This window comes from Acidobacteriota bacterium (assembly GCA_009838525.1).
Taxonomy (GTDB): domain Bacteria; phylum Acidobacteriota; class Vicinamibacteria; order Vicinamibacterales; family UBA8438; genus VXRJ01.
Genome location: VXRJ01000035.1, coordinates 167433 through 180535, shown reverse-complemented (window position 1 = coordinate 180535; position 13103 = coordinate 167433). Strand labels below are relative to the sequence as shown.

10 protein-coding genes and 1 tRNA gene are annotated in these 13103 nt (G+C 66.9%); 6 read left to right on the top strand and 5 right to left on the bottom strand.

Annotation, left to right across the window (positions count from 1 at the left end; all coding sequences use genetic code 11):
- Window positions 1-53 precede the first annotated feature (53 nt).
- Genes F4Y45_16190 through F4Y45_16180 form a run of 3 tightly spaced genes read right to left on the bottom strand, consistent with a single transcriptional unit; the run spans window position 54 to window position 3663 of the window.
- Complete coding sequence (locus tag F4Y45_16190) at window positions 54-380, bottom strand: septum formation initiator family protein (protein ID MXY26042.1); 327 nt, start codon at window positions 378-380, stop codon at window positions 54-56.
- 17 nt (window positions 381-397) lie between these two features.
- Complete coding sequence (locus F4Y45_16185; GenBank protein MXY26041.1) at window positions 398-1921, bottom strand: insulinase family protein; 1524 nt, start codon at window positions 1919-1921, stop codon at window positions 398-400.
- A complete protein-coding gene (locus F4Y45_16180; GenBank protein MXY26040.1) occupies window positions 1918-3663 on the bottom strand; it encodes an insulinase family protein in 1746 nt (581 codons plus the stop codon). Before F4Y45_16180 ends, F4Y45_16185 begins: the two co-directional genes overlap by 4 nt.
- A gap of 134 nt (window positions 3664-3797) precedes the next feature.
- On the opposite strand from F4Y45_16180, the gene F4Y45_16175 reads away from it, so the two are divergent.
- Together F4Y45_16175 and F4Y45_16170 are read left to right on the top strand one after the other, a co-directional pair.
- A tRNA-Phe gene (locus tag F4Y45_16175) sits at window positions 3798-3873 on the top strand.
- Window positions 3874-4014: 141 nt separating this feature from the next.
- Entirely contained in the window at window positions 4015-5136 is a 1122-nt protein-coding gene (locus F4Y45_16170; GenBank protein MXY26039.1) for an ATP-binding protein, read from the top strand.
- A gap of 163 nt (window positions 5137-5299) precedes the next feature.
- On the opposite strand, the gene F4Y45_16165 is transcribed toward F4Y45_16170, so the two are convergent.
- Window positions 5300-7588, bottom strand: a complete 2289-nt coding sequence (locus F4Y45_16165) for a hypothetical protein (protein ID MXY26038.1) — start codon at window positions 7586-7588, stop codon at window positions 5300-5302.
- Window positions 7585-7923, bottom strand: a complete 339-nt coding sequence (locus F4Y45_16160; protein ID MXY26037.1) for a BlaI/MecI/CopY family transcriptional regulator — start codon at window positions 7921-7923, stop codon at window positions 7585-7587. The genes F4Y45_16165 and F4Y45_16160 overlap by 4 nt, the downstream gene beginning before the upstream one ends.
- Before the next feature lie 307 nt (window positions 7924-8230).
- Here F4Y45_16160 and F4Y45_16155 point away from each other — a divergent pair, with 307 nt between their 5' ends.
- The 4 genes from F4Y45_16155 to F4Y45_16140 are packed head-to-tail and all read left to right on the top strand — an operon-like array spanning window position 8231 to window position 13087.
- A complete protein-coding gene (locus tag F4Y45_16155) occupies window positions 8231-10441 on the top strand; it encodes a TonB-dependent receptor (protein ID MXY26036.1) in 2211 nt (736 codons plus the stop codon).
- Between the two features lie 41 nt (window positions 10442-10482).
- A complete protein-coding gene (locus F4Y45_16150) occupies window positions 10483-11217 on the top strand; it encodes a hypothetical protein (protein MXY26035.1) in 735 nt (244 codons plus the stop codon).
- A gap of 9 nt (window positions 11218-11226) precedes the next feature.
- Window positions 11227-12345, top strand: a complete 1119-nt coding sequence (locus F4Y45_16145; GenBank protein ID MXY26034.1) for a hypothetical protein — start codon at window positions 11227-11229, stop codon at window positions 12343-12345.
- On the top strand, window positions 12335-13087 hold the full coding sequence (locus tag F4Y45_16140; GenBank protein ID MXY26033.1) for a response regulator transcription factor: 753 nt from the start codon (window positions 12335-12337) through the stop codon (window positions 13085-13087). The genes F4Y45_16145 and F4Y45_16140 overlap by 11 nt, the downstream gene beginning before the upstream one ends.
- Window positions 13088-13103 lie beyond the last annotated feature (16 nt).

The following is a 13103-nucleotide window of genomic DNA, read 5'->3' as shown; positions in this document are numbered from 1 at the left end:
GCGCGAAAGCGCGCCGTGCCCGGCGCGTTGGAAGTTTCGCTGGCGCGAAACTTCTACGGCACAAGTTCCCGGGGTTCGTCCGGACGGATGATGAACACCTGTTCGCCTGGACGCATCAGCCCGAGTTCGCCGCGAGCGACCTCCTCGATCCGGCCAGGGTCGTCCCTGAGGCGGCGCGCCTCCTCCCGGAGCGCTTCGTTCTCCTGCCGCAGCGCTGCGATTCGGGCTTCCAATTCAGCGTACTGACGGTTGGCGGCACGCATCGCCAGCAGGCCGCTGTCCCCCACCAGGAGGTTCACGACCAACCCGCCGCTCACTATCAGCAACAGATAGCCAAGCCACTGCGGGCGCTTCTGCTGGGAGGTGGTCGTTACCGCCACTATGCGCTCACCTTCGGCTACGGAGCCGATGGATACTCCATGGTAAACGGATCCGGAAGCGGAATCACGGTAATCGCCCCGCCCGCAAGCCCCTCCAACTGGATTTCCGGATTGTCCGGGTCGCCTGCCTCGATCGTCGCCCGGTCGCCGACCACCAGAATCACCAACCCCTCCGGGTCGAGGTACTCCTGCGCGACACGCTGCACGTCGTCACCGCTGACGGCGGCTATGTTGTCACGGTAGTTGACCAGGTACTCCGGATCGCGGCCCGTGTATTCGTCGTTCGCAAACAGGCCGGCGGTCGACGCGGGGCTGGAGAAGTTGCGGCTGAAGGTCTCGATGAAAGACGCCTTGGAAATGCGGAGCTCCGCCTCGGAGACGGTCTCGGTCCGCATACGGTCTATTTCCTCCAGCACGATCGCCGTCGCGCGCGCCACCGTCTCGCTGCGGGACTGAAAGCTGGCCCGAAAGGCGCCAGGGTAGTACGTGCCGAGACCGAACGACGAGTAGGCGCTGTAGGCGAGCCCCTCGTCGGAACGGATGCGGGTCAACAGCCGCGCCGCAAAGCCGCCGCCGCCGAGAATGTCGTTCATCACCATCAGCGCGTAGCGGTCCGGATTGTCCCGCATCGTGCCCCGGTGGCCGATGACGACGCGCCCCTGGTTCACATCGTCCTTGTCGACAACGTAGATGCCCGGCTGAAGCTCGTGGGTTGGAGCCGGGACCGGCTCGGTTACCGGTTCGCGCGCCGGCCAGTCGGCCATCCGCGCCTCGAGCCGGGGCAATATGTCTTCCGGACCGACGTCGCCCGAGATCGCGAAGAGGAAATTGCCCGGGTGGTAGTACCGCTCGTGAAAGGCCACCAGGTCGTCGCGCGTGATCGCCTCGATCGTCGCGCGCGTCGTCGGGGTGGTCGTGAAGTGATCGACACCGCGCAGCAGACGCCCCCATTCGCGCACCTCGATGCTCTGGGTGGAGTCGTTGCGCCGTTCCATCCCCTGTAGCGCCTGACTCTTCGCCAGCTCAAGACGCTCCGGATCGAATCGCGGCCGACGCAGCATGTCGAACAGCAAATCGAGTGACGCGTCGAGGTCCTTCGTCAGGGAATTGACGCTGGCCCGGCCCGAGGTGTCGCCGATGCTGCTCGACAGGTTTGCGGCCAGGAATGCCGCTTCCTCGTCGAACGCGGCGGGGTCTCGGTCGCCGGCGCCCCCGGCGCGCATCTGGCCGCCCGTCAGCGAGGCCAGTCCGGCCTTCTCGGGAGGCTCCAGCCAGGATCCTGTCCGCACGACTACCGAAACAGTGACCAGCGGAAGCGCGTGGTCCGGCACGACGAAGGCGATGGCGCCGTTCGACAGGACGTGACGGTGCGTCGCCTGGTCGGGCGGATCGAACTGCAGCGCGTCGAACACGAGGTCGCGGGGATGGGCCGGTATCGCGTCTCCCTGGGTCTGCGCGAAGGCCGGGACGGCAACGGACGCCAACAGGAGTCCGGCCACGGCCAGAGAATACGTCAACCGCCATCCCGTCGCGCCGCTCACTGCCCACCTCCTGTCTCTTCGATCCGCCGGCGGATCAACTCCACCAGCGCCCGCGCCAGGTCCTGGCTCTCCGGTGGCGCCTGGCCTACCTGCTGCTCCACCTGGGCGAGAAACGCCTGCAACTGCTCAACCGGCACCTGACCGAGCATCGTGCGCATCTGCCGGAACTGCTGCCGTTCCTCGTCGCTGAGCCCTTCCTCGAGGGGATCGGCCGGCTCGTCCGCCGCGCTCTCGTCGCGGTAGTAGACCGCTACGGCGCGCGTCTCCGGCGTGAAATAGGTGTCGGCCACGCGCATCACATCTTCGGCCGTGACCGCGTCGTACAGCGCCGGGTCGGTGTTGATGTGCCGCCAGCCACGGTTCCCCTCGCGGATGAGCAGTTGCATCATGAGGCCGAAGTTGCTGCCGAGGTCGCGGAAGGTCCGCGCCGCGTTCTGGTTCTTCACCTTCTGCAGCTCGCGCTCTCCCACCGGTTCCGTCTTGAGCCGTTCCAGCTCGGCGTAGATCGCCTCCTCCACCTCCTCCGGGGTGCGTCCCTGCCGGGCCGTGCCGCGCAGCTCGAACATCCCCTCGAACTTGAAGCCGGCCTGCCCCCCGGACGCCGAGGTGGCCACCTCCTGCTCCTCGACCAGGGCGCGGTACAGCCGTCCGGTCCGTCCGCTCAGCAACTGGCCCAACACCACGAGGGCCGGCTCGTCCACATGCCCGTCCCGGACCGAATGGTAGCGGACCACGACCTGCGGGTTCGTGTCGGCGTACGCGACCATCCGCTTCTCGGCCAACTGCGGCATCTCGCGCGTCCGCGGCTCCAGCGGCGGCCGTTCGCCGCGCGTCAGGCGGCCGAAATAACGCTCGGCGAGGGCAATGGCCTCATCCGGATCGAAGTCGCCCACCAGCGCCGCCGCGAGATTGTTCGGCGCGTAGTAGGTGTCGAAGAACGTGAGCGCCTCGTCCCGCGTGATCCCTTCGAGGTCGCTCGGCCAGCCGATGACCGGCCAACTGTAGGGCGACGACTGCCAGAACATCGCCTCGAACTGTTCCTGGAACTTCCCGATGGGCGTGCTGTCGGTCCGGAGCCGGCGCTCCTCGTGGACGACGCTTCGCTCCGCGTAGAACTCGCGGAACACCGGGTTGGCCAGCCGGTCGCTCTCCATCCAGAACCAGAGTTCCAGCTTGTTGGCGGGAACGTTGATGAAATAGATGGTGAAGTCGTAGCTCGTGCCGGCGTTCATGCCGGAACCGCCCTCGGCGGTGTATACCCGGCTGAAATCCTCCTTGATCAGCAGATCGCTCTGCTCGGCGAGGAGCGTCTCGAATCGATCCAGCGACTGCTGGTGGTGCGCGCTACGGGCCGACGGGTCGTCCGGATCGTCGATTTCGCCCAGGGCGAAGCGGCGATCGAGCTCTGCCTCCTCCGCCTGAATCTCGACGCGCAGGCCATCCAGTTCGTCGATTATCGCCAGATCGCGGTCGATGTCCTGCGTCCCGATCGTGTGCGTCCCCTTGAACATCATGTGTTCGAAGAGATGCGCCACGCCCGTGATGCCGGGGCGTTCGTAGACGGAGCCGACCTTGGCGATCCAGCCGGCCGCCACGTTCGGGTCGCCGGGGCGCGGCACGAGCAGGATGGTCAGGCCGTTGTCGAGCTGATGCTCGATGACGTCCACCTCCTGCGCCCCCGCGGCAACGGGCAGGACAAGGACGGCGGCCAGCACAGAGAGAACCAGTAACCGTGCAGTCATGCGGATCAGTGTCGCACAGTCGACGGTGGGACGCCACCAGCCCCGGACGCCGGCCGGGAAGCCGGCGGACCCTAGCGCGGTTGCGCGCCCGGAGCGGGCTGCGGTAACCTCAGGGGTTACGTTGCACGCCGGATGCCGAGGTAGCTCAGTCGGTAGAGCACATGACTGAAAATCATGGTGTCGGCAGTTCGATTCTGCCCCTCGGCACCACTTCACGTTTTCCTGCCGCCTCGTAGTTTCCCGAGAGTCACCTTCAGGTCACAGGCATTGCGGCGAGGGCCGCAGGCAGGATTGCATTGTCCGTGGTTAGTCACTCTTGAATAATTGTCCATTTATGGCCAATATTGGCCAATGGCGGTGGACCCGTGGCACTTCGAGCGCGGCGAGTTCACGTCGCGCGTGCTGACGCTGCTGGTCGGCGGTCCGGGGCAGGCACTCACCCTGTTCGCGCCCCGGCGGACCGGCAAGACGGAGTTCCTGCTCAAGGACCTGGCGCCGCTCGCGGAGGCGCGAGGACACCGCGTGGTCTACGCGTCGTTCTGGCAGGCGCCGCTCTCCCCACTGGCGGTGTTGTTGCATGCCCTGGAAACGTCTTTCCGGCAGGGCACTCTCCGCGATCGCCTGCGCAGTTCGGCATTGGCCCTGGCCCCGAAGCTCAAGCTGTCGGCGCCGGCGACGGGCATGGAAGCAACGTTCGATCTCACCGCGATCCGGGGCGCGCCACCGGCCGATCTGCTGCTCCACATGGACGATCTGCTGGATCGTCTCTCCAGAAGACGGAGGGCGACGATCCTGCTCCTCGACGAGGTGCAGGAGCTGGCCCGCAGCCGTGACAATGCGCCCCTCGTGGCGGCGTTGCGGACCAGCCTCGACACGCGCGACAGGCGACTCCGGACCGTGTTCACCGGATCGAGCCGCGAAGGGCTGGCGGCGATGTTCTCGGCGCGCCAGGCGCCGTTCTTCCACTTCGCGACGCCGATCGATCTGCCGCCCCTCGCCGAGCCGTTCGTCGATCACATCCTCGAGACGTTCCACCGGGTGTCGCGGCGGACGCTGAGCCGCGGGGATGCGCTCGCCGCCTTCGACCGGTTGCACGCCAACCCCCACTTCTTCCGCGTGCTGATCGAGCAACTGCTGCACGATCCCGATCTGGCCGTCGAGCCGGCTCTCGCCGCGGTACGCGAGCGAATCGCTCTCGACCTCGGCTATCCCGAGACGTGGCTGACCCTCACCGCGATTCAGCGCGCGACGGCGCGAGCGTTGGCCGCGGGCGCCGACCGGCCGTTCGGCCAGCCGTTCCGCCGACGGGTCGGCGAGGAGATCGGGGAAGCGGCGCTGTCCGCGGGACGCGTTCAGGCGGCGCTGCGCCGGCTCGAGCGGGCGGGACTCGCGGACACCCATACCGGCCGCTGGGCGCTCGTCGACCCGGAGTTCGCGGCATGGATCACCGGGCACAACGGGGAATCGCGATAGGAATCGGTCACCCGTTGCCTACGAGTCAGAATTCACGTCTACCTGACGTGCTCTTCCGGGCGCCGCCGGGTCTCGAAGTGCGGATCCGGAACTTGCGATCCGTGCGCTGATACCGCAGCAGGGAGGCGCCGCGTGCCCCCCGGCGAAGGAAGAGAACGGGCTGCTAGGAGGGGCTTACGACTACGACCCGGTTGGGGCGCTGCTCCACTGCGATGTCGAGCCCGGACTGGGCCTCGAGGTTCTCGATCAGCGGGTCCAGGTCTTGCGGCATCTGACTTTCGCCATGCAGTCGCACGCGGAACGGCTCCGCGACCGGGCCGGTGGTCTCGTCCACGACCGGCATGTCGAGATGGCGCGACAGCATGTCGGCCAGCGCGGCCATATCCGAGACCTGCCCGCCAGCGCCGCTTCGCGGGTCTTCGTCCCTGCGGTCGGCGAACACGTGCAGCACGCGTGCGCCGTCCTGCTCGCTATCCGGCACCACGTCGCCTATGGAGCCTCTGAGGACGAGCGTTGCGGCGGGTTCGGAAACGACTCGGAAGTTGAGACCCAGGTCCAGGCGTTCCCCCAGCACGTAGGGAAGGTCGTCGACGAGCGCTTCCTCCGAAGCGCCGTCACGCCTGACGACGTCGGCGGTGATCCGCACATTCCGAGCTCCGCCCTCGAAGCGAACGGCGCTGGGGCGCACGCCGAGGGACTGCATCAGCGAGAGCAGGTCCGTGCCCGCCGACGTGAACTGTGCGCCCCGAAACGCAGGGCGGCCGTCCGTCCACACGACCGTCATCATGTCTGGTCCCCACGGAACCATCCGCGCCTGTACGGGGTGTCCCGCGCGGTAAAGGGCTGTGCGTTCGGGAGGGTGCGGCGGAGACCGAAGATCGAGATTCCGGCCGTCAGGCAGGCGATAGGCCTCGGCGAGGCGCCGCTCCCACTCCTCCCCGCCCCGCGTAGCGACCTCCACGCCGCGCGCCGACACGCGCAGATCGATCATCGCCCCGACCCGTTCCGGCGTACCGTCGCTCGGGACAATCGGCTCGAAGCGAAAGGTCTTGAGATACGCAGCCAGGCGCTCGCTCGCCGGCGTCGACTCGTGAGTCTCCTCCAACGGATTGGCGCGCGAGTCCCGGAGCAGCGTGGCCGACTCGACGCTGCCGCGAGCATCCAGCCAGAGCGTGAACGACAGGATCCACTCTTCGTCACCCACGTCCAGTACGGGCGGCTCGCCCTTCTGCAGCACTGTGGCATGGAGGGGGAACCCTCCTCGGGGTGGGAGGAACTGCGCGACTAGAAAGAAGACATCGGCCACCTCGTCCCCTGCAAACGCCTGCCCCCTCTCATAGAGTGACCGCCGTTGTGGTTCCTCCAACGGAGCCTCCTGAGCGGGCGGCTGCGCGGGCGCTCCCGTGGAGAGCGCGCAGCCGAGGCCGACGCCGAGAGCGAGCCCGGCCATGACAAGGGCACCGACGCGGGGACTCGGATTGTAGTGGCGCTGCAACATGCGCTTCAGACGCCTTGCCAGTGGCCGACGGCCGGCGGCCATCCGCAGCTCGGGGTGCATACCGAGCCCTCCCCCGGCGCGTTCCTCGACCAGGCGCAGCAGGCCTTTCATGTAGATGCGCTTGTCTCCACCCAGGAGTCGCACCACCGCGTCGTCACAGGCCTTCTCCCGCTCTTCGGCCAGACGCCGGTGGACCCACCAGACGACGGGATGGAAGAAGTAGACGATCTGCAGCAGGTTGCCGAGCGCACGGGCCGCGGGGTCCAGCCGCCGGAGGTGGACAAGCTCGTGGAGCAGCACCGCGTCGAGTGCCTTCCGGCTCCAGGACCGGACCAGCGACGCCGGCAGCAGGATGCGCGGCTTCACCCATCCTTGAACCAGCGGTCCGTCAATGGCCTCGTCGCGCACGATCAGGACGTGCACCGCACGACGCAGGCCCAGCTCGGCGCGAAGCTCGTCGATGCGCCGCTCGACCTCGGGCGGCAGCGGCTCCATCGCCGCGCGCAGGCGGGCTCGCCGCCGCGCAGACCGCGCCACCTGGACGGTGACGAGACCGAGCACGCCGATGCCCCAGGCCAGGAAGAGCACGACGGCGAGCGAGACCGTGCGGCCAGGGCCGGCGCGGGGACCCGCCACGGCGCCGACCGCAGTCGTGCTCGCAGCACCATCGTACGCCGTCGTCTCGACGGGTTCGAGCGCCGGCGCGTGGCCGCTGGACGGAGCCTCGACGATGCGTGATGGCGTGAGAGATGCAGGCACCGCCCCCCACGGAGACGTGAGACCCACGGGTATCGCCAGCCGCGCCAGCACCAGGAGCCACACGACGTAGCGGATGGGCGGAGGCAGCGGGCGCAGGATGTAGAGCGCGGCCGCCACGATGGCGGCGAGGACGGTGAACTGGATGCTCACGCCGAACATCGCCGCGAGCCACTGCTGGGCGAGCGTTTCGGTCACGACTCGTTCCCCTCTTCCTCCGTCTCCAGTTGGCGCCGGAAGAAGGCGACCTCCTCGCGGCTCAGGTCGTCGCGCTCCGCAAGGTGCAGGTACAGCGGAGTCACGGATCGCTCCAGTACGTCATCGACGAAGGTCGCGATGACCGCGGAGAGAGCGCGCTGCCGCGTGACGGCCGGCACGAAGAGACTCAGCCGCCCCAGCTTCTCGATACGCAGAAAGCCCTTGGCGGCGATGCGATCGAGCAGGGTCTTGACGGTACGGTAGTCTCGCGTCCGGTCCGATGCGTCATGGACCTGCCGGGCGGTCGCCCGCCCGAGCCTCCAGCAGATCTGCATGATGGTCCATTCGGTTCGCGAGAGCGGTCGCCTGAGGTTTCTGTCCACTACAAGCGTAGCCACACTACCACGTATGTAGTAATTCAACCAAGCCGAATCTGGACTCACCCCGCCGTCGTTTCCTCGGTGTTCGCTTGCACTCGCCGCCGAGTGACAAAGCAGGCGCTGGCGCGACTCGTGCGATGGAGCTGCACTTACGACACACCGGACAAGCGTTGTCGGGCGTCCGGCGTGCCGTTGGGCGACTCCTGGTGCCGTTCACCGAAAACCGGATCCCCAGGCGTCGTGCCCCGTGTTAGCAAGAAGTATGACAACGCTGGCACTGGTCCTCTTCCTGGCTCAGCCCTTCGCCGCATTCGCCGCTGAGCAGCGTCCGATCCAACCAGACGTCTCGACTCACGTCGTGGGCACAGTTCGCGACACGACCGGTTTGCCGCTGCCTGGCGCCATGATCGAAATCGACGATTCTCTCGTTGCCGTTTCGGACGCCGAAGGCCGCTTCGAGATCGACTTGGCGTCCGGTGCGCGCTACCGAGCGGTCGTGACACTACCTGGGTTTGACCCACACGAATCCGTTCTCGAGGTGAGCCGGGGCGTGCGACTCAACGTCGTGCTGGCGGTCAGCCGCATGCAGGATCAAGTCACCGTCACGGCCCCGTCACCCGAGGAAGCGGTCACGCGTCTCTTCCTGCTCGAACCCGTCCAGGTCTACCGGACGCCCGGCGCACGCGCTGACGTTTTCAGAGCCCTGCAGACCCTGCCGGGTGTCGCCGCACCTGACGACGCCGCTGGTCTGTTTGTGCGGGGCGGCGACGTCAGCGAAGTGCTGGTGTCGCTTGATGACGCTGTAATCGCCCATCCCTACCGGTATGAGACACCGACCGGCGGATATCGGGGCGCCGTCGACCCACTCCTCATTTCAGGGCTCAGCTTCAGTACAGGCGGCTTCTCCGCTCGGTACGGCAACGCCCTCAGTGGCATCCTCGACCTGCGAGGGCTCGAGCGCCCCGAGGCACCGCAGACAACCGCGACGTTCGGACTCGCCGGTGCCTCTGCCTCCATCGCCGCACCAGCCGGCGACCGATTCGGCGTGCACGGCGCGTTCAATCGGACCTTCACCGGCGTCCTCTTCGCCGTCAACGGTAGCCCGCGCCCGTTTGATCCGCCACCCGAAGGCTGGGATGGGTCCGCCGGGTTTGCCTGGAATCTGGGAAGAGGCGGTCGACTGAAGGGCTTCTCGTTGATGCAGCGGGATCGAGTGGGCGTCGGAATCGAGCAGGACGCGTTCACGGGGCTGTTGCAATCCTCAACCGCGCACGGGTTCGTCGGCACGCGGTGGGATGGCGCCCTCGGAGACTGGGCGGCCGCGGCGTCTTTCGGCCACGACGACTACAAGCGCGGTACCCGCGTCGGCATCCTCGACCGGACGACTACGGACCGAGTGACATCGTGGCGGATGGATCTCAGTGCACCAACGACCAGTGTGGTCGAGTGGCGCGTCGGCGCCAATGGCTCCCTCGCCGAGACGGCGATTGCGGGGCGTGTGCCAGTGAGAGGCGGCGACCTGGCTGGCGTTTCTGGTGACGTTCGGTTTGATGCCGTCGTCGATGATTGGTATGGCGGCGCGTATCTGGAGGCCACGGCACACACCGGGGCCGTGTCGACCACGATCGGGGCACGCGCTGATCGGTTCGGTCTGGCGCGCGCGACCACCGTCGATCCACGGCTCAACGTTCGCATCGGTCTGGGCCGCACGCATGCGCTCCGCTTCGCAACCGGTGTGTACCACCAGGCCCCTTCCCCCTCGTACTACGACCGCGAGCGAGGGGCTTCGCGCCTGCCGCCCATGCGGGCGCTGCACTATGTCGCCGGATACGAGGCCGGTCGCGAAACCGAAGGCATTTACGTTCGGGCCGAGGGGTTCGTTAAGACGTACGCGGACCTTCCCCTGGAAGAGGAAGTCCGAGGGTATACCGCCGACGGGTACGGCTCGGCCCGCGGGGTCGATCTCTTCGTTCAGTGGCTGTCAAGCCGACTCGAGGTGCGCGGCACCGCCAGCTGGCTGCGAGCCAAGCGGCGATGGACTCCAGTCGATCAGCGCGAGCGCTACGACCTTCCGGACGGGACCTGGACACCGGACTTCGAGATTCCCTGGTGGGTGCAGATCATCACCACCGTGCCCCTCTCGAACAGCATGAACGTGAGTGCGTCGTGGCGGTCGGCCGCCGGACGGCCCCATACCCCGATCGTCGATGGCCGCGCGATCGGCGACCGCTTCCTTCCCGTCTTCGGCCCCGTCAACTCCGAGCGCCTCCCACGCTACGAACGGCTTGATGTCTCCTCGAGCTGGCTCGTACCGGCTGGCGACGGGGTGGCGATCCTCTTCGCGACCGTCGACAACGTCCTCGGACGGGCCAACTTCTTCGACTACGTCTACACACCCGACTATGCGTCACGCCAGCCGGTCGTCAACGCGGCGCCCCGCTCGGTGTATGTCGGGGTGTCCCTCAGGAGGTAATCGTGGCAAGGACTCACCTAGCACTCGCATTGGTCGCAACGATGACTGTGCCCGCACTCTCCCTGCGGCAGGAGGTCGCGTGGTCCGAGCTCACCGAGCGACTCGAAAGCGCGGCACTTGCCGGGTCCGGGCAAGAGCTCCGGGCCGTTCGGGTCGATCTTCTCAGACAACTGGTGCAGCCCACGGAACAGACACCCGCGCAATCACTATTGGACTACGCGATCGCCTACGTCGCATGGCGTTTGGCTAACGCGCCGGACGTCACCGAGCAGGAACAGGCCGACCTTCTCGATGACGCCGTGGGGCGGCTGGAGGCCCTCGTAAACGACGATCCGGAATACGCCGAAGCGCGCGCGTTGCTCGGATCGCTTTACGGGTTGCAGATCGGGCTGGACTCATCCAAAGGTGTCGTGCTGGGCGTGCGCGCCTCGGACGCTCACGATCGCGCCGAGGCGGCGGCGCCCGACAACCCGCGCGCCGCGCTCCTTCAGGGTATCAGCGCGTTCCACAAACCAGCCAGATTCGGGGGTGGCCTCGACAGAGCAGAGCGGCTGCTGAGGCGCAGCCTCGATCTCTTCTCGCGTGAGCCTCCGGACAAGCCGTGGCCCAACTGGGGCCGGTTCGACGCCCACGTCTGGCTTGGCCAGACACTCGCCAGACAGAACGACCCTTCGGGCGCCCGTGCCGAGTACGATACGGCCCTGTCACTGGCGCCCGATTCGGGGTGGGTGAAGTTCGTGCTGCTGCCGGCCCTGAACGGCGCCGGACGACCTTAGGGGGTAGACGTGGCACATGCTATCGATCCGTCGGCTTCCGGCAAGCGCTACCGCATCTGGTTGGTGGTGGCCGGCTGGAGTACGGTTGCCGTGATCCACGCAGTCGCTCTGGATGCGTCCGGGGCGGTGTCGTTCGAGCACGGGTTCCCGAACTCGATTATCAGCCATGCGGTCCTGGGCATCGTGGTCTGGCAGGTGTGGCGCGCGCATGCCCGACTGGAGCTCTGGAAGCGCCGCCCCCTGTACGCGACGTCCGTTCATGTCGCCGTGGGGGTTGGCGCGCTCGCGATCTGGGGCGCGGCCGAAGCGACCTTCGCGCGTCTCAGGTACGGGGAGAACTTCTGGCAAGTCGTGTACGCCGATAGCTGGACGCTGCAGCTACTCAGTGCCGCGTCCTTGTATACCGCGGCGGTTGGACTCGGCGTCATCGTCGAGAGCTTCGATCGGGAGCGGCTCCGCCGGCAACGCGAAGCCGAAGTCGAACTCCTGGCGCGGGACGCGGAGTTGACCGCCATCAAGTCGCAACTGCAGCCGCACTTCCTGCTCAACTCGCTCAACTCGATCCTGGCCCTCGTCGAGCATGACTCGACGAAGGCCAAGGCCATGCTCGAACGGTTGGCCTCACTCCTGCAGTCCGTATTCGATCGTCTCGACGAACCGGTCGTCCTTCTGCACCGCGAACTGGATACGATTCGTGATTACCTGAAGATCGAGCAAGTCCGATTCGAGGATCGGCTGCGTTTCACCATCGAAGCAGATGATGAAGCGGAGCAGGTAACCGTCCCCCCATTCTTGCTGCAACCGCTCGTAGAGAACGCCGTCAAGCATGGTATCCAGCCGCACGCGCGTCCAGGCGAGGTGCGCGTCACGGCGCATCGTCGGGGCTCCCGCGTCCATGTCGCTGTATCCGACACCGGGAGCGGCCCGAGCGCCTCGCATGGTACGAGCGGCAGGGGTATCGACCTGACTCGACGGCGACTCCGTGCAACATACGGTGACAATGGGGCCTCGCTGAGCATGTCCCGCGAAGAGAGTGGAGGCTTCACGGGCTTTACAGTGCGTCTAGACCTCCCTGTGGAGCCCGAGGACCTGGTTGGTTCCTCCGCGGCTGCTGGCAATGGCTCCTGACCGCCTCCGCCTGATCGTGGCCGACGACGAGGCACTGGCCCGAGGGCTCGTGCGGGACTACGCGGCCCGATGTACCGGCGTGAGCATCGTGCACGAGTGCATCGACGTCGAGACATTGGCTGCCGCACTCGAACAGGGGGGAGCGGACGCGGCCATGCTCGACATCCGAATGCCGGGACGCGACGTGTTCGAAGTCCTTGACTACATTCGGCAAGAGCAACCGCTGCCCGCCCTTGTCTTTGCGACCGCGTATGACCGTTACGCCGTGCGCGCGTTCGAGATGAACGCGGTGGACTACCTCGTGAAGCCCTTCACGGAATCTCGATTCGCGGAGACGATCGGGCGACTGCGGGAATACCAGCGGCGCGGCACGCCTGCCGACGGTGTCCCGCGCCTTCTGCGCGATCTTGGCCGCCGCCCTGACCGGTTGCTCGTGCCTGAGGGGCGCCGCATCGTACCCGTCGCCGTCTCAGCCATAAGCTGGATACAAGCCGAAGGGGACTACGCGCGGATTCACGCCGACGCCAAGAGTTACCTCGTGTACCGCACGCTCAACGAACTTGAAGAGCGGTTGGATCCAGCCGAATTCCTGCGCGTGCATCGCTCCGCGATCGTGCGGCTCGATCGGATTCTGGAAGTACACCCCGCCGGAAGCAGCCGTTATCGTGTGACTCTGCAGGGCGGTGCAACCCTGACCGTTAGCCGTGGCCGTGCCCAGGCCCTGAAACAGCTCATACTGTGACGTAAGTGCTACGGCT